At 45.5% G+C, this 20,113-nt stretch carries 17 protein-coding genes and 1 riboswitch; of the genes, 10 read left to right on the top strand and 7 right to left on the bottom strand.

The genetic code is table 11. The features are described from left to right. Nucleotides 1–360: 360 nt before the first annotated feature. The 5 genes from JGK11_RS29800 to JGK11_RS29780 form a co-directional block, all read right to left on the bottom strand. Complete coding sequence (locus JGK11_RS29800; protein WP_293193370.1) at nucleotides 361–1,071, bottom strand: precorrin-2 C(20)-methyltransferase; 711 nt, start codon at nucleotides 1,069–1,071, stop codon at nucleotides 361–363. Further along, a complete protein-coding gene (locus JGK11_RS29795; RefSeq protein WP_293186726.1) occupies nucleotides 1,068–1,697 on the bottom strand; it encodes a precorrin-8X methylmutase in 630 nt (209 codons plus the stop codon). Before JGK11_RS29795 ends, JGK11_RS29800 begins: the two co-directional genes overlap by 4 nt. A gap of 229 nt (nucleotides 1,698–1,926) precedes the next feature. Then, nucleotides 1,927–3,414 carry a precorrin-3B synthase gene (gene cobG / locus JGK11_RS29790; protein WP_293214036.1) on the bottom strand — a complete coding sequence of 496 codons (1,488 nt, stop codon included), beginning with the start codon at nucleotides 3,412–3,414 and terminating at the stop codon, nucleotides 1,927–1,929. A 43-nt stretch (nucleotides 3,415–3,457) separates the two neighbouring features. Then, a riboswitch (cobalamin riboswitch) is annotated at nucleotides 3,458–3,574 on the bottom strand. A 344-nt stretch (nucleotides 3,575–3,918) separates the two neighbouring features. After that, nucleotides 3,919–4,500, bottom strand: coding sequence for a MerR family transcriptional regulator (locus JGK11_RS29785; RefSeq protein ID WP_293186722.1), 582 nt, complete (start codon nucleotides 4,498–4,500; stop codon nucleotides 3,919–3,921). A gap of 55 nt (nucleotides 4,501–4,555) precedes the next feature. Further along, nucleotides 4,556–5,425: a methyltransferase domain-containing protein gene (locus tag JGK11_RS29780; RefSeq protein WP_293186721.1), complete on the bottom strand. Its 870-nt coding sequence runs from the start codon at nucleotides 5,423–5,425 to the stop codon at nucleotides 4,556–4,558. Nucleotides 5,426–5,705: 280 nt separating this feature from the next. Here JGK11_RS29780 and JGK11_RS29775 point away from each other — a divergent pair, with 280 nt between their 5' ends. The 5 genes from JGK11_RS29775 to JGK11_RS29755 all read left to right on the top strand — a co-directional run bounded on the left by JGK11_RS29775 (nucleotide 5,706) and on the right by JGK11_RS29755 (nucleotide 10,784). Then, nucleotides 5,706–7,277: an NAD(P)H-quinone oxidoreductase subunit N gene (locus JGK11_RS29775; protein WP_293186720.1), complete on the top strand. Its 1,572-nt coding sequence runs from the start codon at nucleotides 5,706–5,708 to the stop codon at nucleotides 7,275–7,277. 184 nt (nucleotides 7,278–7,461) lie between these two features. Then, on the top strand, nucleotides 7,462–7,950 hold the full coding sequence (locus tag JGK11_RS29770) for an OsmC family protein (protein WP_293186719.1): 489 nt from the start codon (nucleotides 7,462–7,464) through the stop codon (nucleotides 7,948–7,950). Nucleotides 7,951–7,972: 22 nt separating this feature from the next. Next, nucleotides 7,973–8,572, top strand: a complete 600-nt coding sequence (locus JGK11_RS29765; RefSeq protein WP_293186718.1) for a Uma2 family endonuclease — start codon at nucleotides 7,973–7,975, stop codon at nucleotides 8,570–8,572. Between the two features lie 159 nt (nucleotides 8,573–8,731). Further along, on the top strand, nucleotides 8,732–10,351 hold the full coding sequence (locus JGK11_RS29760; protein WP_293186717.1) for a cyclic peptide export ABC transporter: 1,620 nt from the start codon (nucleotides 8,732–8,734) through the stop codon (nucleotides 10,349–10,351). Next, the gene (locus JGK11_RS29755; protein ID WP_293186716.1) at nucleotides 10,332–10,784 is read left to right on the top strand and encodes a GNAT family N-acetyltransferase; all 453 of its coding nucleotides are present in this window, start codon (nucleotides 10,332–10,334) and stop codon (nucleotides 10,782–10,784) included. Before JGK11_RS29760 ends, JGK11_RS29755 begins: the two co-directional genes overlap by 20 nt. A gap of 5 nt (nucleotides 10,785–10,789) precedes the next feature. Here the strand turns inward: JGK11_RS29755 and JGK11_RS29750 are convergent, their stop codons facing one another. Beyond that, complete coding sequence (locus tag JGK11_RS29750) at nucleotides 10,790–11,140, bottom strand: Spx/MgsR family RNA polymerase-binding regulatory protein (protein ID WP_293186715.1); 351 nt, start codon at nucleotides 11,138–11,140, stop codon at nucleotides 10,790–10,792. 107 nt (nucleotides 11,141–11,247) lie between these two features. Continuing rightward, nucleotides 11,248–11,691: a DUF4332 domain-containing protein gene (locus JGK11_RS29745; protein WP_293186714.1), complete on the bottom strand. Its 444-nt coding sequence runs from the start codon at nucleotides 11,689–11,691 to the stop codon at nucleotides 11,248–11,250. Between the two features lie 396 nt (nucleotides 11,692–12,087). Here JGK11_RS29745 and JGK11_RS29740 point away from each other — a divergent pair, with 396 nt between their 5' ends. From JGK11_RS29740 to JGK11_RS29720, 5 genes are all read left to right on the top strand, one after another. Beyond that, the gene (locus JGK11_RS29740; RefSeq protein WP_293186713.1) at nucleotides 12,088–13,476 is read left to right on the top strand and encodes an aminopeptidase P family protein; all 1,389 of its coding nucleotides are present in this window, start codon (nucleotides 12,088–12,090) and stop codon (nucleotides 13,474–13,476) included. A gap of 325 nt (nucleotides 13,477–13,801) precedes the next feature. Further along, on the top strand, nucleotides 13,802–15,493 hold the full coding sequence (locus JGK11_RS29735; protein ID WP_293196462.1) for an adenylate/guanylate cyclase domain-containing protein: 1,692 nt from the start codon (nucleotides 13,802–13,804) through the stop codon (nucleotides 15,491–15,493). A gap of 625 nt (nucleotides 15,494–16,118) precedes the next feature. Continuing rightward, complete coding sequence (locus tag JGK11_RS29730) at nucleotides 16,119–17,102, top strand: GntR family transcriptional regulator (protein ID WP_293186711.1); 984 nt, start codon at nucleotides 16,119–16,121, stop codon at nucleotides 17,100–17,102. Between the two features lie 143 nt (nucleotides 17,103–17,245). Next, the gene (locus JGK11_RS29725) at nucleotides 17,246–17,920 is read left to right on the top strand and encodes a nitroreductase family protein (RefSeq protein ID WP_293186709.1); all 675 of its coding nucleotides are present in this window, start codon (nucleotides 17,246–17,248) and stop codon (nucleotides 17,918–17,920) included. A 179-nt stretch (nucleotides 17,921–18,099) separates the two neighbouring features. Further along, nucleotides 18,100–19,989 carry a hypothetical protein gene (locus JGK11_RS29720; RefSeq protein ID WP_293214034.1) on the top strand — a complete coding sequence of 630 codons (1,890 nt, stop codon included), beginning with the start codon at nucleotides 18,100–18,102 and terminating at the stop codon, nucleotides 19,987–19,989. Nucleotides 19,990–20,113 lie beyond the last annotated feature (124 nt).

Here is a 20,113-nt window from a genome sequence, read left to right as displayed (position 1 = left end):
ATTTATCTAGTTCCGATAAACCTGTTAAATGCCTCGTATAATGTCGGTCAATAGCGTTCATCGCCTTGATTTAACCTCTCGACAATTAATCCACCCTGCCTACTCCCCTTTTTAAGGGGGGTTAGGGGGGATCTGTCTTAAGTGAACCGTATTGCGTTATAGGCGACTTGTCGCCCCGACAGTTAAATTACTAATTCATTATCTGAAATTTGGAGATGTTCCAATTCCCAATCAAAATCCCAGAAATCATTTTCGGCTCCAATCTCGCATTTTTTATCGTCTCATACCCTGATTCAGCAACGCCTTCAGGGTAATTATACTGTGTGATGCCCTAGGGTGCGGAATGTGGGTTGAATAAGGTCAAGATACAGACTTTTGCTGGCTGGGTATCATGACCAACGCCCAGTAGGGAACCTGGGCCGGATCGACATCGGCGATCGCCCGAATGGACTGATTCGGCATAGTTGCGCGTTCTATATATAGTGCGCGATCGAATTGTCCCAACTCAATCAGCACGTCTCGAACTTTCGCAAAGTGCCTCCCCAGCTTAATAATCACCGCAGCATCAACCAGCGCCAGTCGATCGCGCAAAACATCAGCGTCCAACGTCGCAGGCATAATACTTAACACATCGTTACGATAAGTCAGTGGCACTCCCAGGGCACTCGCACTCGCCATCGTCGAAGAAATTCCCGGCACAACTTCGGTTGTAAATTTGCCCGACAAACGGTTGAACAAATACATAAACGTGCCGTAGAGAAAAGGTTCGCCCTCGCACAAAACCGCCACATCCCGCCCTTCGCTGAGGTGGGCGGCAATTTTCTCGGCTGCAATATCGTAATACGGTTGAGACGATCGCGTGGGGCTAAAAGGCAGTGGCATCGGAATCTCAATTTGTTCTGGGCGCAAGTAATCTGCGACGATCGCGCGCGCGAGCACTTTACCATTTTCCATCGCCGGATACGCAATCACCGGCACCGATTGCAAAATCCGATAAGCTTTCAAAGTTATCAATTCCGGATCGCCAGGGCCGATGCCCAATCCGTACAATTTACCAGTAGTCTTAGTCATAGTTCGTCCTCTTTAGCTAACGCATTCACGGCTGCTGTTGCCATCGCACTGCCACCGCGCCGTCCGTGTAGCGCGATAAATGGCACTCCCCGACTGTTGGCAGCGAGTTCGGCTTTGGATTCGGCCGCCCCCACAAATCCTACCGGGAAACCCAGAATTAATGCCGGTTTCGGGGCTCCAGCATCCAGCATTTCCAGCAATCGGAATAAAGCAGTCGGGGCATTGCCGATCGCCACAACTGCACCATCTAACTTATCTAGCCACAAATCGAGTGCTGCTGCCGATCGAGTATTACCGATTTGCCGCGCCAACTGCGGTACATCGGGATTCCAGAGGGTGCAAATCACTGGATTGTCTGCGGGAAGCCTTTTGCGGGTGATGCCTTCGGCTATCATCCTGGCATCGCACAGAATTGGTGCGCCTGCTGCGAGGGCTTTGCGCCCGTGGGTGGCGGCAAGGGGGGAAGCTGCTAAGTCTTTAACGATGTCGATCATTCCGCAACTGTGAATTAGTCGCACTGCGACTGTTTCTAAGTCTGGCGGCAGGTTTGATAAGTCTGCTTCGGCGCGGATTGTGGCGAAGGATTTGGTGTAGATTTCTGTTCCGTCTCGGATGTAGTCAATCATTAAGATAATTGGGAATTGGGAATTGGGAATTGGGAATTGGGAATTGGGCATTGGGAATTGGTAATTGGGAGACTGTACTTAACTTTATTTAAAATTGTTAGGGGAAGTTTGTTTGATTTGTGGAATGGCTTTTTTTAATGAACCGCGAAGGCGCTTTAGGCGAAGCCGCGCGTCAGCGCTAGGGCGCGAAGTAAGAAAGAGAAGGGGAGATAATGACAGTTTGTCTGTTTTAATGATTTTCTGGGTTCAGTAATTTCTGCAATTTGTCGATCGCCCACCGATCGCAAAATTCACCTAATGACTCGCGAGGTTCTCGAAACCGCTGGTAGACGCGCAACATTCGCTCGATCGCACGAGGCATCTCGGCTACACTAATGGCTGGGAAGATTTGCCGTCCAAAGGGCAAGTCTTTTGTACCTGCATAAATGTTGTAACCTGCGATCGTTTCGCCTTTCTGCTGAATCTGAATTCCTACTAGGGTGATATCAATTGGCTGGTGTTGGGCGCAGGATTTTTCGCATCCGCTGAAATGTATATTGATCGATCGGTCGATCGTCAGTTTTTGCGCTAAATCCCTCACCATTGCTAGGGCGTCACTTTGAGTATCTGTCGCTGCTGACGCACAGCCGCTGCTACCGGCGCACGCAACTAAGCAGGAATCTAGGCGAGTTGCAGATGAGTGCAATCCTAAATCGGCGATTTGCTGATTGACCTCGCAAACCTGGGAGTTGGGGATGTCAGAAATCAGCAGATTTTGCCACTGCGTAAGTCTCAGGGTGCTTCCGCCTAGATTTTGGGCTAAATTTGCCAAATTTCTCAGTTGCTTTGATTCTAGCTTGCCTAGGGGGAGTGCAATGCCGATGTAGGAGAAATCGGACTGTCGTTGACTGTGAATGCCGAGATTACCGTTGGGTGCGCTCGTGACAGGCAGGATGCCTGTTCCACAAGAGTTGTTGGATATGTCTTTTAGAAAAAGTTCGATCGCCTCTTGCCGCAATGCAAACGGCAAATTTTTCTCTACTTGTTCTAGATATTTTTCTGTACCCCAATCAGCGAGTAGATGACGCAAACGCGGTTTTTTACCATCAATTCGAGGCTGACTTTTTGTATATTCAAGATACGCGTTTGTTAAGCTTGCTAATACTACAATACATTGCGATTCTTCGATTATAATTCCGGTCTCAACGCCGTTGAAATGCAGACCAAAAATAATTTTGGAATTTGTCAATCGCCTTTTTGCCACTAATAAAATATCATTGCGGAAATTCCGGATAGAAACTAATTCTCCGCCATCAAAGCCAATGCTGAATTTAGCGGAAAGTTCCGATAACTCAGGATGGGTTTGCAGGTAATTATCCCAAGCTGCAACTAGCGGGCGAGTATCCAGTAAGTTTTGGCGATCGATTCCTGCTGTCGGACTTGCCATTATATTGCGAATTTGGTCAACTTCAACGCGCCGAGACGCTAATCCCAATTCCTGTAAATCTTGCCAAACTTCTGAGGGAATTTCCGAGTGCAATTCTCGGATTTGTAAATTTGCCCGATTTGTGACTTGCAAACAGCCGATACTGTAGCGATCGACTAAATTGGCGATCGACCAACACTGCTGTACATTTAAAATTCCCCCCGGAATCCGCATCCTCGATAAAACGCCGTCTCGGGCTTGGGAACCGTAAAATAAGCCGGGACAAGTCGGTAAATCACTCAAAAGCAACAAATAATCTCCTTCCCCGTGCGACGCAGGGAACCTAAAAGTAAACGCGGCAAACGCGCCCTGAAATCGGCATTCTGACTCTCACAGTTGCGGCACAGCGCCGGAATTGCACCGGACTTTCCCGCTTTCAGGTTTAAGAAATATATCATAAGTCGATCGCCAGCAGCACAAAATCTCAAATTTCTTAACAAATGCCCGGTTATTTTGTATAGTTGCTAATTACGGTATGAAAGGCTAAATATGCCAGTCATAGAAACCAGTATCGACAAAGCTTGGGGATTTTTAACTTATTTTTTTCATACCCTGATTAAGCAACGCCCAATTTTTTAGCCAGTTTCTGGAAACTCACTATGCTGATTGTTTCAAGGCTGCGATCGCTCTGCCGATATATTCAGACACGGCTGAATCAAGTGCACCCTGGGAGACAACCTCTACTCCTTCCTGTTGATACATATTGTTGAGCGATCGCGCAATTTCCGCATCACCGCCCGTGAACTCCTGAACCAGTTATAGCCAGCGTCGAGCCAAGACTTGCACCGATTCGTCAGCCGGATCTGTGCCGTTTTTCATTTGAGTCCGAACCTGTTCAATGAGTTTTTGCCAATCTGTTTGACTTTGCTGGATTCGTTCCTCTCCCAACAACTCCCGGCGTTGCTTGATGGTTTCCAATTGTTCAGGCGTGTAGTATTTTTCAAACATACAAATTGCCTCAATGGTGTGAATCAAATTTTCGACGGAAACCGATTGTGCCGATTGTAAACTGCTAGAAATCGACTCCAATCGGTTGAGCAATCGGTGAGACAAATCAATCTGTTCTTTCAGACGCGCTACATGGAGTTGAATGATTTGCTCTAGCGAGAAATTCCGCTGTTCCAAACATCCTCGGATTTCCTCTAAGGAAAAGCCGATTTGTCGCAGCGATACGATTTGCTGCAAGCGGATAATGTCATTATTCGCATACAGCCGATAGCCTGTTTCAGTCCGCCCCGACGGCGAGAGTAAACCAATTTCTTCGTAGTAATGCAGTGTCCGGACGGACACACCTGTTTGTTTTGCCAAATCGCCGACTTTCATCGCCAAGGGTGGCATACCTTTCCTCCTTTCGGTTCAGAGTCGATCGCGGAATGAATCAATCGTAAAACCCTCACGTGGCGTCAGTGTCAAGGGGTGAAGCGAAAAAATTTTCGGAGCTTGGGCGATCGCCTATATTAGATTTGCGGGCAATTACAAAAAATATTGTGACATCGTTCCAAAAGTCTTGTGCCCTTGAGACTGCATTTATTGCGGCAAAATAGTCTTGTTTGCATTGTTCCCATTGCTGGTATGACCATTGCACTCCCTGAAGTCCAAATGCGCTGTTTGCGTTGCCATTCCAAGCAGCTTCTGCATCTTGTAAGTCAAATCCAAATTGCTCGTTGGTAATTTCAATATTCTCAAACCCGATCGATCGCAAAATTTGGCAGCACTTCTCGTGCGTCCCCAGTAACTCGTTGGGATTGCGAATCGTAATGCCGTATCGCTGCACAACTTCCCGAAACAATATAGATGTAGTTGGAGAGGTTTCTGCCAGACAGGAAAACGCGAGAGTTCCGTCCGGTTTCAGAGCATTGTACCATTGACGGAGAGCTTGTGGAATACCTGTAAAATAGACGATCGCACTGGAACACAAAATTACATCAAATTGGTTGTCGGAAAATTCTTGTTCGTCGGCGTCTGCTTCGGCAAACTCGATATTCGCCAGCCCTAAACCTGCAACTTTCTGCCTCGCTTGCTGCAACATTCCCGCAGCAAAGTCAGTTCCCAAAACCCAGCCAAGAGCCCCAACAACCTGGGCCGCCGCAATCGCCGCTAAACCTGTGCCGGTAGCGATATCTAGAACTTGCTGGTGCGATCGCAATTTTGCCAATTCTACTAACCGAGTTGCAGCCCGTTTGTGAAATTCATTTTCGTAATCCGGGCGGTTGTTAAAGTCATTCAGAATCTGCTGTTTGTAGGCACTTAGCGAGTCAGTCATGTTGAGTAATTGGTTAAATTTTCTACACTCCTGGACGCAACAGGCAGAATATGGGAGTTAACGCTTAGGTATGTTGTTGCGCTTCAGCGCTCTTTAAATCTATATGAAAGAGCGCAAAGAGAGTAACTACGTACCTTGTATCAACTTATCTGGCAACAAACATCTCAAAACTGGGATCGCGAAGCTGTAATCAGCTACAATCCAGTTTGGTAAAGAATTTTTACGAGCTAACTGCCCATTACAGCCTTTTGGGCCTGTATTACCCAACGTGACTGAAAATATGGATTTTGCTACTCTTGCAGCCCAGCTAAACGCTGGAACTATCTTACCCGAGGGAATTGTCATCATCACCCTCTTGGTGGTTCTCGTCGGCGATTTAATCGTAGGCCGCAGTTCCTCGGCTTGGACTCCCTACGTTGCCGTTGCGGGTTTGCTAGCCGCCGTCGCTGCTTTGTGTTTGCAGTGGGATAACACTAACACTATCTCGTTTCTGGGCGGTTTTAACAGCGATGCCTTGAGTTTGGTGTTTCGCGGAATTATCGCTTTGACGGCGGCTGTCACTATTTTGATATCCGTGCGCTACGTACTGCAAACGGGTACTGCTTTAGCGGAATTTATCGGCATTTTGCTCACGGCTACTTTGGGGGGAATGTTCCTCAGTGGCGCCGATGAATTGGTGATGATTTTTATTTCGTTGGAAACTCTGAGTATCTCGTCTTATTTGCTGACGGGTTACACAAAACGCGATCCGCGTTCCAATGAAGCTGCTTTGAAATATTTGTTAATTGGTGCATCTTCTTCGGCGGTGTTTCTCTACGGTATTTCGCTGCTGTACGGATTGTCTGGCGGCCAAACTACTCTAAGTGCGATCGCAGCCAACCTTTCTACAGTTAATAACGGTGAATCTCTTGGTTTGGTGATTGCATTGATTTTTGCGATCGCCGGAATCGCCTTCAAAATCTCCGCAGTTCCTTTCCACCAATGGACTCCAGACGTTTACGAAGGTTCGCCCACACCAGTTGTTGCCTTCCTTTCCGTCGGTTCCAAAGCCGCCGGTTTTGCCCTAGCCATCCGGTTATTAACAAGTGCATTCCCCGCACTCACAGAACAGTGGCACTTCGTATTCACAGCCTTAGCCATACTCAGCATGGTGTTAGGCAATGTGGTGGCCCTCGCCCAGACTAGCATGAAGCGGCTTTTAGCTTATTCGTCGATCGCCCAAGCCGGATTTGTGATGATTGGTTTAGTCGCAGGAACCGAAGCCGGTTACTCCAGCATGATATTTTATATGTTGGTTTACCTGTTCATGAACCTAGGCGCTTTCGCCTGCATCATCCTCTTCTCCCTGCGGACAGGAACCGACCAAATCAGCGAATACTCCGGTTTGTATCAAAAAGACCCGCTGCTAACATTAGCCTTAAGTATTTGCCTGCTTTCCCTCGGTGGAATTCCGCCACTGGCTGGATTTTTCGGCAAAATTTATCTATTTTGGGCAGGCTGGCAAGCTGGACTTTACGGCTTAGTTATCCTGGCATTAATCACCAGCGTAGTTTCAATTTACTACTACATCCGCGTCGTCAAAATGATGGTAGTAAAAGAACCTCAAGAAATGTCAGACTCCGTGAAAAACTATCCGCCAGTTCGCTGGAACCTTCAGGGAATGCGGCCATTGCAGGTCAGCGTTGTACTCACCTTAGTTGCAACAACATTGGCAGGAATTTTATCGAACCCTTTGTTTAACTTAGCAAACGATTCTGTCACCAAAACTCCGATGCTGCAATCAGCATTGAGTCGGATTGTACCAGTTGCAACTACTAAAGTTGAATCAAATCTTGTGTCTCGCAACGATTAATTTTCGGGAATCTTGAAAGATTATATAGCGCCTAACTGTAACAAGTTAGGCGCTTTTTCAATTCAAAAAATCGGTTCGTAGTGAGGACTTCAGTCCTCAGCATTTGATGCGGACTGAAGTCCTCACTACAAACAGATCCTGTGATATAATATTAATTATAATTTTAATTACCAAATTAATATAAATGAGCAAAGAACACACCTACCGCATCCATACAGTTTGGACAGGTGCCAGTCAAGGTACTACTTCATCTTATGATGCTTATTCTCGCGAGTATACAATAAATATCGAGGGTAAACCACCATTCCTAGGTTCAGCAGACCCAACTTTTCGGGGCGATGCTGCACTGTACAATCCAGAAGATTTATTGGTAATGTCGCTGTCAGCTTGCCATATGTTGAGCTATCTTGCTTTATGTGCTCGTGCTGCGATTCGGGTGATTTCTTACTCGGATGAAGCGACAGGTACAATGACACAAAAAGATGGCAAAATTAGATTTACCGAGGTAATTCTACGTCCGAAAGTAACCATCGAAGCTGGTAATGATTTGGAAAAAGCACGCAGTTTGCACGACAATGCACATCATGTTTGTTATATTGCGAATTCGGTAAATTTTCCCGTGCTGAATGAAGCAACAGTTATTGAAATGAATGCTTCCGAAGTCAATAATTAACAAAGTCGCAACAGAGGTGAAAATGTTAGTAAAAACCAAGCAAAACTTTTATACTCCAGATGAGTACCGAGAGTTAGAAGAAACTACCGAGTTTAGAAATGAATATCGCGATGGAGAAATTGTAGAGATGACAGGCGGCACAATTAATCACAGCCGGATTATCCGAAATTTGAGCAGAGTTTTAGGAAACTTGCTGGAGGGGCAGCCTTTTGAGGTTTTTCACAACGATTTGCGGTTGTGGATTCCTCGATATCGACGGGGAACTTACCCCGATGTGATGGTGATTGAAGGAGAACCAGTTTTTAGCGAAGGGCGCAGTGATGAGATACTTAATCCAATCATGATTGTGGAAGTGCTTTCTAAGTCTACTAAGGATTTCGATCGAGAGGATAAGTTTCGGTTTTATCGATCGATCCCTGAATTCCGCGAGTATGTATTAGTCAGCCAACAAGAATTTTTAGTGGAACAATATATTAAGAATGAATCAAATCAATGGTTGTTTCAGGAATATGAGGGAGAATCTGTAACAGTTGCTTTCCCTGGGCTGGGAGTGCAAATGTCAATGAGCGAGATTTACAATCAAGTAATATTTGAAACAGACGAGACTGAATTGCATCAGTAATTAGGTTCATAGTGAGGACTTTAGTCCGCATCAATTAGGTTCGTAGTGAGGACTTTAGTCCGCATCAATCAGGTTCGTAGTGAGGACTTTAGTCCTCTTCAAATAAGAGAGGACTGAAGTCCTCACTACGAACACTTATTAAACTCAAAGTAAAATCGCATGAATGTAATCTGGCTACTATTAAAAGCTTCTTGGTTGAATGTTTCCATCGCCATACTCACAGGCTTAATTAGCGGTGGTTGCAGCGCCCAGTTAATTGCTTTCATCAACCGCGCCATCAGCGATAATTCCAATCAAAATTTAGTCTGGTATTTTGCTGGATTGGCAGTTTTAGCCCTCGTCACCGGAGTTATCTCCCAATTTTTGTTAATCTACCTTTCTCAAGAAGCTGTTTACAATTTGCGGCTGAGTTTGAGTCGAGGGATTTTGTCTTCTCCTTTGCGGCACTTGGAAGAATTGGGCGCTAATCGGTTGCTGGCTACCCTTACCGATGATGTGGGAACTCTTTCTAATACTATATTTTTGATTCCTTTTCTCTGCGTTGATATTGCCGTTGTTGTTGGGTGTTTGACTTATTTAAGCACGCTTTCGGGGGTTGTTTTTGCTGTTGTATTTGCTTTTTTAGCGCTGACTATTGGTACGGTACAGTTGCTGCTTAACAAAATGCGGAAATTTTTTGATTTGGCGCGGGAAGAACAAGATATATTGTTCAAGCATTTTCGCAGCATTACTGAAGGAATTAAGGAACTTAAACTGCATTCGTTGCGCCGTCAGGAATTTTTTGATGAAGAGTTGCAGGTAAGTGCTGCTGATTCCCGCGATTACAATTTGCAGGCGCTGAATACCGCAGCAGTGGCGACGGGAGTCGGGCAATTGCTATTTTTTATGCTGATTGGTTTGCTGTTGTTTGCTGTGCCGAAATTTGTGGCAGTTTCTACGCCTGTTTTGTCAGCTTATATTCTGACAAGTACCTATTTGATGTCTCCGTTTCAGAATATTTTGCAAAGGTTGCCGGCTATTTTTAGGGCTAATACTTCTGTGGAGAAGATTGAGAAAATGGGATTGGCTTTGGCGAGTCAAGCTGAGATAAATGCTGCGCTTCAACCAGTGAAAAATGCTGATTGGAAAATCCTGGAGTTGAAGGGGACTACTCACAGCTATCCGGGAGATAAGGAAGACAGTAATTTTGTTTTGGGCGAAATTAGTTTAAAGTTTCATCCGGGTGAATTGGTGTTTATTGTGGGTGGTAATGGCAGCGGTAAGTCTACTTTTGCTAAGTTACTTACTGGTTTGTACATTCCTGAATCTGGAGATATTCTCTTAGATGGACAGCAGATTACTAATGACAATAGAGAGTGGTACAGGCAGCATTTTTCTGCTATTTTTTCGGATTTCTATTTGTTCGATCGCCTTTTGGGGATGACTAATCACGATTTGGACAATCAGGCGGCTGAATATCTGCGTGAATTTCATTTGGATAAGAAGGTTGAGGTGAAAGATGGTATTTTATCTACTACGGCTTTGTCTCAGGGGCAGCGAAAACGGTTGGCTTTGTTGACGGCTTATTTGGAAGATAGGCCGATTTATTTGTTTGATGAGTGGGCTTCGGATCAAGATCCGTTTTTTCGGGATATTTTTTACAAGCAGTTGTTACCGGAGTTGAAGCGCCGCGGGAAAACGGTGTTTGTGATTAGTCATGACGATCGCTATTTCGATCTAGCCGATCGCGCAATTAAACTAGATTACGGTAAAATTCAGTATGACCGACAACATGGATAAGTATCGAATCGTCGAAACTCTGACTGAAAGTCAGGTTTCCGACTTGATGGATTTGTACAAAAACGAGTTTTGGTGCGACAAGCGGAAGCGGGAGGATGTGGTGAGGATGCTGGCCGCGACTGATGTTATCATTGGTTTGGTCGATGAGGGCGATGGCGTCCCGCCCCGCAAGCTACGGCTAATTGGCTTTACCCGCGTCATGACTGATTTTGTCTACAGAGGCACAATTTTTGATGTGATTGTCCACCCAACATACAGAAAGATGGGACTGGGTAAGGTGTTGATGGATGCAGTCTTAAATCATCCCCAACTGCAAGCCGTGGAGAATTTGTCTCTTAACTGTTTGCCGAAAATGATCCCATTTTACAAACGCTGGGGTTTCACTGATGATATCGGTGAAATGAAGTTTATGCGAAAAATACGCTCAACTTAGTTTGTTCAAATCCCCAATTTTTCGCGAATCACTTCTGCTTTGAAACCTACTAAAACAGCCGTTCCATCTTTAACAAAAAGAGGACGTTTCAGCAGCATCGCATCTTTAGCAAAAGCTTCCACCCACTCTGCATTCGTCCAGTCTTGCCTCTCGTCACCCAAGGCGCGGTAAGATTGACCGGATGTATTTCGCATTGGTTGAAAACCTAAAGTAGCTACCCATTTGTGAATGGTTTCGCGAGTGGGTGGCTGTTCTTTTGTGTTAATAAATTCGTAAGTGACAGCGTTATCTTTGAGCCACTGGAAAGCTTTTTTGCAGGTTCCGCAGTTGGGAATTCCGTAAACTTGAACAGACATAATATTTGGGAATTGGGAATTGGGAATTGGGAATTGGGTCGAAAAGCATTGGGCATTGGAAGCAACAAATAACCAATAACCAATAACTAATAACTAATAACCAATAACTAATGACTGCTAACTAATCTAGCTTGTAGAACCCATTTTTGCACGCGATCGACTGAAGGAGTCAAATCATTGCGCTGCATTGTCGCTACGTGGAGTCTGAGGATTTGTTGGTGCAGTCTCTCCACAGGCATTTGAGCCAATTGAGCGGCTGAAGCAACGCCTGCGTGCAGCAACAGCCCGCAATACTGACAGCCTACACTCGGAATTCGAGCCAGCTCTGCCATTGCTACCCATTTATTAAGATTTTGAACGTTAATCTGTAATTGCTGTGCTAGCAGCACTTTCGCCGCCGGTGTTTTCGTCATCCGAATTAGTTGTCCGATTGTTGTGATGCCGCACTCTTCTAGTTGAGACTGGTTTGCGTTGCTCAATCCCGGCAAGTGTTCGATCGGCCAATCGCGTACTTGCACCGAAGTTTTAGAAGTTGTGTGAGAAGTTTTCATATTTTTTTCAGTGAATTTACTTATACTTTAAAGTCTAAAATATACGATCGTCAATAGAGGCTATTACTCATGTCACAAAATCAACAACAATCCGATCGACTAATTTGGCAGATCCCGGGTGTTGAATTCTTGCTGTATTGCTTGTGCAGTAACACTTTCAACTTTTTTATCCTGGCAGTCGGCGAAGGTTCGTGGTGAACAAAATTAGGCCCAGGATGATGACAAAGACGATCGCAAACATAGCACTAAAGAGTGCAGCAAAAAAGAAAATAAAGATGAGGCTTTTCCCCAAAATGGCTGCTAAATTTGAAGCCTGGACTTTTGTGCTGTGATGCTTAGAATCAAAGGACTGAAGTCCTTACTACAAACCGAACTCAAAATTATGAATTTTGACCCATGCAAATTACAAAAGGTGATGAATTGTTAAGAAATATTTTACACGAACGGCGGCAAAAACTGGCCAGTTTAATTGATTTTCCTGTAATTCTATGGTCTGGCCGCAGCATTCCTCGCAATTATCCGGCACTTGTTTATCCTTTTCGCGCCAGCAGTCACTTTCTATATTTTGCTGGTTTGCCGTTAGAAAATGCTGCGATTCGTTTAGAATCGGGCAAGTTAGAACTGTTCTTAGATGATGCCGATCCTGGTAGCACGCTTTGGCACGGGGAAATGCCGAAAAGAGCGGAAATTGCTGAACGAATTGGCGCTGATGCTGCTTTCCCCATGAGTGAGTTGAAAGCGCGAGGGACAAATGCAGCTACGATCGCCCTTCAGGATAGCTCGATCCGGTTGCAACAGTCGGATATTCTAGATCGCTCTTTAGCACCCTCCAAATCGCCAACCGGCATCGATCTAGAGTTAACTCAGGCGATCGTCTCGCTGCGCCTGAGCCACGATGCAGCCAGTTTGGTTGAATTGCGTCAAGCTGCGGCTGTCACCGTAGCAGCTCACAAAGCGGGCATGAGGGCAACTCCAACAGCTAAGATTGAAGCGGGTGTGCGGGCGGCTATGGAAAGTGTCATCATCTCGGAAAATATGACTTACGCCTACCCAAGTATTGTCACCGTGCAGGGGGAAGTTTTGCACAGCGAACACTATCACAATCCGGTACAAGCAGGAGATTTGCTGTTAGCAGATGTCGGTGCAGAATCGTCAATGGGATGGGCGGCTGATGTGACTCGCACTTGGCCGGTTTCGGGCAAGTTTTCTCCGACTCAAAGAGCGATTTATGATGTAGTTTTGGCAGCCCATGATGCTTGTATTGATAAGATTAGTCCCGGCGTGGAATATCAAGACATTCACCTGTTGGCTGCTAGAATTATGGCGGAAGGATTGGTCGATTTGGGTATTTTGCGGGGTAATGTTGACGATTTGGTAGAAATGGATGCTCACGCGCTGTTTTTTGTGCACGGAATCGGACATTTAATTGGTTTGGATGTTCACGATATGGAAGATTTGGGAGATTTGGCAGGCTATGAAGCGGGGAGAGTGAGAAGCAGTCGGTTTGGGCTGGGATTTTTGCGACTTAATCGTGTTTTGCGATCGGGAATGCTGGTATCGATTGAACCGGGTTTTTACCAAGTTCCGGCTATCTTAAATAACCCAGAAACTCGCGCCAAATATGAAAATTTCGTAAACTGGGACGAGTTGGGTAAATTTGCGGATGTCCGGGGGATACGCATTGAGGATGATATACTTGTGAGCGCAGGGGGTAGAGAAGTATTGACGGGGGAACTGCCAACAAAAGCTCTGGAGATTGAGGACTTAGTTGGGATAAGTGCATAGGTATCGATCGCCAAAAGTGCGATCGCCAGCATCTCAATTTTTGCAAAAAGCATTTTTTTTACCAGAAAGAATTGGTTGAAAGCCTTTCCCTTTGAGGGAGAAATGAAAATTAGACTATTCATTACTCCAATCCTCTGACTTAAGGGTAGAGGTCGCTCTCAAACTGTCAACTGTCAACTGTCAACTGTCAACTGTTGAAAGTGCTGTGCTGGCTTGCGTGCTATACATAGCACGAGAACTCTTGAAATGCACTACAAATGCAAACCTGAGATGCTTTCAGTGCGATCGCCCGCAGTTCCATCATGTGTGACCAACATAAATAAATATGAATAAAGCTTGGCAAATCGGTCTGTTTGTGTTCGTTGAAAAACTAGCGGTGCAAGTCCAAAAATTTGCAGCACGGAGACTGGCGCGCATTTTTCGGACAAAAAGTGTAGTCGCACCGCCACCGATGCAATCTGCACCTTTGCCTAGCAATGAAGCAGACAGGCTAAAAGCACTTAACCACTACAATATTCTCGATACAGATGCCGAAGGAGCTTTTGATGACTTAACAGCTTTAGCATCCTATATTTGCGGCACTCCTATTGCTTTAGTCAGCTTAGTAGATACTAACAGACAGTGGTTTAAATCAAAAGTCGGTCTTGGAGCAACAGAAACTCCCAGAGAGATAGCATTTTGTTCTCACGCTATTTTAAATCCCAACGAATTGCTAGTTATACCTAATGCTATGGAAGACGATCGCTTTGCCGGCAATCCGCTAGTAACTTCCGATCCAAATATTCGGTTTTATGCTGGGGCACCGTTAGTAACTCCTGAGGGTTTCCCCATTGGCACTTTGTGCGCCATAGATACAGTTCCTCGCCATCTCACCTCAGAACAACTAGAAGCCCTGCGGACTTTAGGAAGGCAAGTTATTAGCCAAATGGAGTTGCGAATTAATTATGCTAAATTAAAGCGGGCGCAACTCAGGCAAAAACAAGTAGAAGCAAAACTCCGTTCTAGTGACGAGCAAATTGTCAATTTTTTAGAAGGAATGAGTGATGCTTTTTTTGCTCTCGATCCCCAGTGGCGATTTACTTACGTCAATTATAAAGCAGCGCAATTTTTGCAGCGCGAGCCGGAAGAACTTTTTGGTAAAAATTTTTGGGAAGAGTATCCAGATTTAGTAAATTCGGTATTCTATAAAGAGTCTCATGAAGCTGTATCTAAACAAGTCGGAGTAACTTTTGACAAATATTATCATCCCTTAAAAGTCTGGTTGGAAGTGCGGGCTTTTCCTTCTCACGATGGCATTTCTGTATTCTTTCACGATATCACCAAGCGCAAGCAGATGGAATCTGCTCTCAGAAAAGAACAGAAAAAAACTGATAGTTTGCTGCTAAATATTTTACCAGAAGCTATTGCAGATAGGTTGAAGCACGAACCGGGGGTAATTGCGGACAAGTTTGAAAAAGCTACAATTCTTTTCGCTGACTTGGTGAATTTTACTCAAATTTCTACTACGATGTCCGCCACAAAATTGGTATACTTGCTGAATGAAATTTTTTCAACTTTTGACCAACTGACTGACAAGCACGGGTTGGAAAAAATTAAGACGATCGGGGACGCTTATATGGTAGTAGGTGGCATTCCCATTGAGCGCCCAGATCACGCAGAGGCGATCGCCGAAATGGCACTGGATATGCTAGCGGCAATTCAGGAATTAAATGTGAAGCTAGACTCGAATTTTGACATCCGCATCGGAATTAATAGCGGCCCGGTGGTAGCGGGGGTAATCGGCACTAAAAAATTCATTTACGATTTGTGGGGAAATGCGGTGAATACAGCCAGCCGCATGGAATCTCACGGCATCCCCGGCAGCATTCAAGTTAGTATCTATACTTACGAGTTGCTGCGGGATAAATATGAATTTCAAGAGCGGGGTTTGATTGAGATTAAGGGTAAAGGGGAAATGCGGACTTATTTTATGAAGGGGAGAAAGACTGCAAGTGAGATGGAAATAGCCGTAGATTAAATCAAATTAAGTGCAGTAGGGTGCGTCAGCTTGGCAAATTTTTGCGATAAATTCACAATCTCACAACTGACGCACCCGGGGATAAATGGTGCGTCAGTTGTGAGATTTTTGATAATGATTGAGAATTGTCAAACTGACGCACCCTACGGCTGATTTTTGAGGGAAACGCCGGAGGCTGCGATCGCACTTACAAATCAGGCCCGATCGCAAATCAAGCAAAACTGCCGTCGCAGAGGAACCAAATCAGATTATGCTGTATGCAGAGATATCCGGGCAATCCCATGTGCGGTATATAGATCCTTTGACACTCCTCGACTATCAGGTACGAGGATTCTTAAGACTTTTGGGTCTTAATATCCCGCGCAAGCGTGGGTTCCCAGGCTGACCACGTTTGCACAAAAGAGTGCGTGGTCATATCTCCTCAAAAATGTTTTGGGCGTAGACTTTCCCCCAGTCCGGGGGTAGGTTTTTACATCTTGTCTGATGTGGTTATTCTACCATATTCATTTGTGGAGATGGATTTGTCATTTTACTTAACAATGGCAAAAAGCCGTCCTAAAAGGACGGGGTTTTTAACCCAATTTTCTGATAGCAATATTAAATTAAAGTCGTCGGAGCCTTTAATATGGTTCAGTTTCATATTCAAACAGATAGCGAGATCCCTGCATCTACGCAACTATTCAATCAAATCAGGTTTGCGATCGCCTCGCGCCAGTTTCCGCCCGGGCACCGCTTGCCCAGCACGAGGCAGCTAGCGATGCAGACGGGTTTGCACCGCAACACCATCAGCAAAGTATACCGACAACTAGAAAATACCGGACTCGTAGAAGCCCAAGCCGGATCGGGGATTTACGTGCGCGCCCAAGGGCACGAAGGCGGCAGCAAACTCAAATCCCCGATTCTTGATGAATATCCCCTTGCCAATAAAATAGTGCAAGAAAGTATGGATCAACTGCTGGGACAGGGCTGTACGCTCAACCAAGCTAGGGAATTATTTTTGGCCGAAATTGACTGGCGACTCCGGTGCAGCGCGCGGGTGGTCGTCACAGCCCCCACAGAAGACATCGGCGTGGGTGAGCTGATGGCGAAAGAACTGGAACAAGCTTTGCGGATTCCCATCCAGTTAGTGGCGATGGAAGATTTAGGTACTTTTCTGGATAACATCTCTGCGGGAACTGTAATCACCAGTCGTTATTTTATCGGACAAGCGGAATTGATTTCGGCGCCGCGTTCGGTGCGAGTGATTCCCGTAGACATCTATGATTATGTTCAGGAAATTCAGTTAGTGGGGAGTTTGCCGAAGGACAGTTATTTGGGTATCGTGAGCCTGAGTTCGGGAATGTTGCGATCGACTGAAGTGATTATTCACAGTCTCCGGGGCGAGGATTTGCTGGTGATGACGGCTTTGCTGTCGGATGCTTACAAGATTAACTCGATCGTGCGATCGGCTAGAACTATTTTCTGCGACCAACCGAGTTTTGCTACAGTAAAAGCTGCCATTAACGCCGCCAGAGAGGATATTATTCGTCCTCCGCAACTGGTATGCTCGGAAAATTACATCGGCTCTAAGTCGATTAATTTACTCAAGCGCGAGTTAGGCTTGGGATAGAGTTGACAGTTGACAGTTGACAGTTGACAGTTGACCCAATAACCAATAACCAATAACCAATAACCAATAACCAATAACCAATAACCAATAACCAATAACCAATAACCAATAACCAATAACTAATAACTAATAACCAATAATCCATGCCAATTGAAATCCAACCTTCAATTAATGTTAAAACTGCGATCGAAAGCCGGCGGGCCGCGCGCAGCTTCAAGTGCGATCCGATTCCCCCAGCAATATTGGCAGAGATTTTGCGCTTGGGAGTGCGATCGCCCTCCGGTTATAATTTGCAGCCTTGGCGGTTTATTGTACTTAAAGATCCAGCCAGCAAAGAAAAATTAAAAGCTTGTGCCTTCGACCAGCGGCAAGTGGTAGAAGCCCCGATCGTGTTAATCTGTTGTGGCGATCGGCGCGCCGCCCAACCCGAAAACACCGAAGCCGTCATCGAATTGGGCAAAGCCGTAGGTGGAATGAACGAGAATTTAGCTGGTTATATGCGACAAGCAATCCCGCAATTGTTCGAGAACCATCCATGCTTTGAGTCCGTAGAAGCTTGGACAAACAGACATACAATGCTCGCAGTAGCTCATTTAATGATTGCAGCTAAAAGCTTTGGAGTAGACAGTTGTCCGATGGAAGGTTTTGTCGCAGCTAAGGTGAAAGAAGCCTTTCAAATTCCCGCAGAAGTAGATGTATGCTGTTTGCTACCGCTTGGTTATGCAGCAGAACCTTTGAAACAATACGGCGGCCGTTTTGATGTGACTCAAGTTTATTTCAGCGAAAGTTATGGAGAGGCCTTGCAAGTTGAAATTTGAGAGTTAAGATTTGAGAGTTGAGATTTGAGACTTAAGATTTGCCTGAGTTGGTGCAAAAGTTCAAACAAATCAGAATACCGACTATTTTGCAATTTCACAATCCGAAATTGCAATCTAAAATCTAAAATCTAAAATCTAAAATTTCAAGTGTGGTGATAGTAGACAGAGGAGGAAAAAATATGACAGTAGCAGCGCGACAAAGCAAGGCACAAATTCTAGAAGTAGAGTTACAAAAGCACTTGCAAGCAGCCGGATTTAAAAATTTACCGCTTTATATCAGTTGCGATTTTCGAGATGACTCTTTAACTGTTGTGGGAGAACACCCGCGTAGTTTAGTTCTCAAAGCTAAACCGACTTTTGCGGTGCTAGAAGCAGCAATTCTCGAAATAGAACCGGAATCGATTCAACAGATTGGACTTTGCCTCAAAATCACCGGGCAAAAACAGCCTTATGCTTTCCATTCTTTTACCATGCACAACCCTGTTTTGTCAAGACCCAGAACAGTGGAAGTGCTAAAAAAACCCGAGAAGCAACCCGCAGCAGAAACGGGGATAGTTTTAGCAGAAAATGCTGCTGAGACGCCGGATGTAGCGGAGGAGATATCGTTAGAAACGGATGTTAAAAATGCGGGCGGTGATGAATATTTCCCTAATTTTTCCGAGAGTTCCAGCGATTCCGATCCGATCGCCTTTAAGGTAGCTGCAATCCCGGAAAATATCGCAGAAAATCCCTTCGATGCGCTGGATATGGAAGCGGTAACAGTCGCCGAAACGCCGAAGACTTCACCGTTTACGATGTTGGTGGTGGCCGGAATGGTAAGTCTGGTGGCGGTGATTTTGGCGGGCGGTTATTACCTGCTGAGTCGGCCCTGCGTCATCGGAGAATGTACTGCATTAGCCAATGCCAAACAGTTGAGCGACAATTCGGCGAAGACTCTGAAAACTTCCAAGGTTGCTAGCAGCCCGGAAGAGGCGCAGGAACAGTTAAAACAGGCGATCGCACTTTTGGAACCAATTCCGGCTTGGTCAATTCATCGCGGTGAGGCTCAAACTGCGATCGAAAAATATCAGGAGCAAAGTCAAAATATCACATCTGCGATCGATGCAGCGCGCCTCGCACAGTCGGCAGCCGGGAAAACCCAAAATCCGCCTGTTTCCGAACAGAGCTTGCAGCAAGCCGAAAAATTGTGGCAAAGTGCGATCGGCCAACTCGGAGAAATCCCCACAAGCAGCCCAGTTTATCCATATGCTCAGACAAAGGCGAAGGAATACCGAAAGAATTTAGCCACTGGAAATCGGCAATTAGGCACAGAAAAACAAGCCGAAAAACTGTTGATCGCCGCCAAAAGTGCAGCCCAAATAGCAGAAGCTCGGGAAGCAGTAGCTCAGACATCGCAGACATGGGGACAAGTGGAAGCAGGTTGGGAAAAAGCCCTAGGAATTATATCAGAAATTCCCAGCAACACGCAATCTTATCAACTAGGTAGATTGCTAGTTCCGAAATACGAAACCAAGCTTTCACAAGCTCGCGAGCGCCGAAATGTGGAAGGAATTTCGGAAAATGCCTACACTCAAGCTGTGACTTTAGCAGCGGAAGCTCGAATTTTTGAGGGCAAAAACGGCTGGTTTAAAGCATCGGAAAACTGGCGAAGAGCTTTGAGTTACGCGGAGCAAGTTCCGGCGGCTACTTCCTATTCCCAAAAAGCCAAACCGCTGATAGAATCCTATACAACATCATTGCAGCAAGCGGAAGTTAAGTTGCGGGAAGAAAGAAACTTGCAAAAAGCGCGCACGGATTTAGATAGAACTTGCAAAGGCAAGCCAAAAATTTGTGACTATACTGTGAGCAATGGTTTGATTGCGGTGCAGATGAATTCCGATTACGTGGAGAAGTTGCAACAAACTTTCATTCAGGCGAATAACAATAATTCTGTGAAGAGTCGCCAAGCTGTGGAAAAGCACGTTGCTACTTTGCAAAAGGCCTTGGAGGCGATCGCGGAAAATGCGAAAATTCCGATGCAGGTGTACGATGGCGAAGGCAAGCGGATTGCGAGTCACGAACCGAAGTAATGGCAGCATCTCATGTTTGCAGTGCAGGTACGTAGTTGCGCTTCAGCGCTCCGGAAAGGTACGTAGTTGCGCTTCAGCGCTCCGGAAAGGTACGTAGTTGCGCTTCAGCGCTCCGGAAAGGTAC

The organism is Microcoleus sp. PH2017_34_RAT_O_A, from assembly GCF_020737885.1.
Taxonomy (GTDB): Bacteria; Cyanobacteriota; Cyanobacteriia; order Cyanobacteriales; family Microcoleaceae; genus Microcoleus.
This window is presented reverse-complemented; position numbering and strand designations above follow the sequence as displayed.

Bases quoted from the DNA above. Each gene is read 5' to 3' on its own strand.
- JGK11_RS29735 (WP_293196462.1), top strand. From the start codon at position 13,802: ATGAATAAAGCTTGGCAAATCGGTCTGTTTGTGTTCGTTGAAAAACTA.
- JGK11_RS29740 (WP_293186713.1), top strand. From the start codon at position 12,088: ATGCAAATTACAAAAGGTGATGAATTGTTAAGAAATATTTTACACGAA.
- JGK11_RS29795 (WP_293186726.1), bottom strand. From the start codon at position 1,697: ATGATTGACTACATCCGAGACGGAACAGAAATCTACACCAAATCCTTC.
- JGK11_RS29800 (WP_293193370.1), bottom strand. From the start codon at position 1,071: ATGACTAAGACTACTGGTAAATTGTACGGATTGGGCATCGGCCCTGGC.
- JGK11_RS29760 (WP_293186717.1), top strand. From the start codon at position 8,732: ATGAATGTAATCTGGCTACTATTAAAAGCTTCTTGGTTGAATGTTTCC.
- JGK11_RS29765 (WP_293186718.1), top strand. From the start codon at position 7,973: ATGTTAGTAAAAACCAAGCAAAACTTTTATACTCCAGATGAGTACCGA.
- JGK11_RS29780 (WP_293186721.1), bottom strand. From the start codon at position 5,425: ATGACTGACTCGCTAAGTGCCTACAAACAGCAGATTCTGAATGACTTT.
- JGK11_RS29770 (WP_293186719.1), top strand. From the start codon at position 7,462: ATGAGCAAAGAACACACCTACCGCATCCATACAGTTTGGACAGGTGCC.
- JGK11_RS29785 (WP_293186722.1), bottom strand. From the start codon at position 4,500: ATGCCACCCTTGGCGATGAAAGTCGGCGATTTGGCAAAACAAACAGGT.
- JGK11_RS29750 (WP_293186715.1), bottom strand. From the start codon at position 11,140: ATGTCTGTTCAAGTTTACGGAATTCCCAACTGCGGAACCTGCAAAAAA.
- JGK11_RS29755 (WP_293186716.1), top strand. From the start codon at position 10,332: ATGACCGACAACATGGATAAGTATCGAATCGTCGAAACTCTGACTGAA.
- JGK11_RS29775 (WP_293186720.1), top strand. From the start codon at position 5,706: ATGGATTTTGCTACTCTTGCAGCCCAGCTAAACGCTGGAACTATCTTA.
- JGK11_RS29730 (WP_293186711.1), top strand. From the start codon at position 16,119: ATGGTTCAGTTTCATATTCAAACAGATAGCGAGATCCCTGCATCTACG.
- JGK11_RS29745 (WP_293186714.1), bottom strand. From the start codon at position 11,691: ATGAAAACTTCTCACACAACTTCTAAAACTTCGGTGCAAGTACGCGAT.
- JGK11_RS29720 (WP_293214034.1), top strand. From the start codon at position 18,100: ATGACAGTAGCAGCGCGACAAAGCAAGGCACAAATTCTAGAAGTAGAG.
- JGK11_RS29725 (WP_293186709.1), top strand. From the start codon at position 17,246: ATGCCAATTGAAATCCAACCTTCAATTAATGTTAAAACTGCGATCGAA.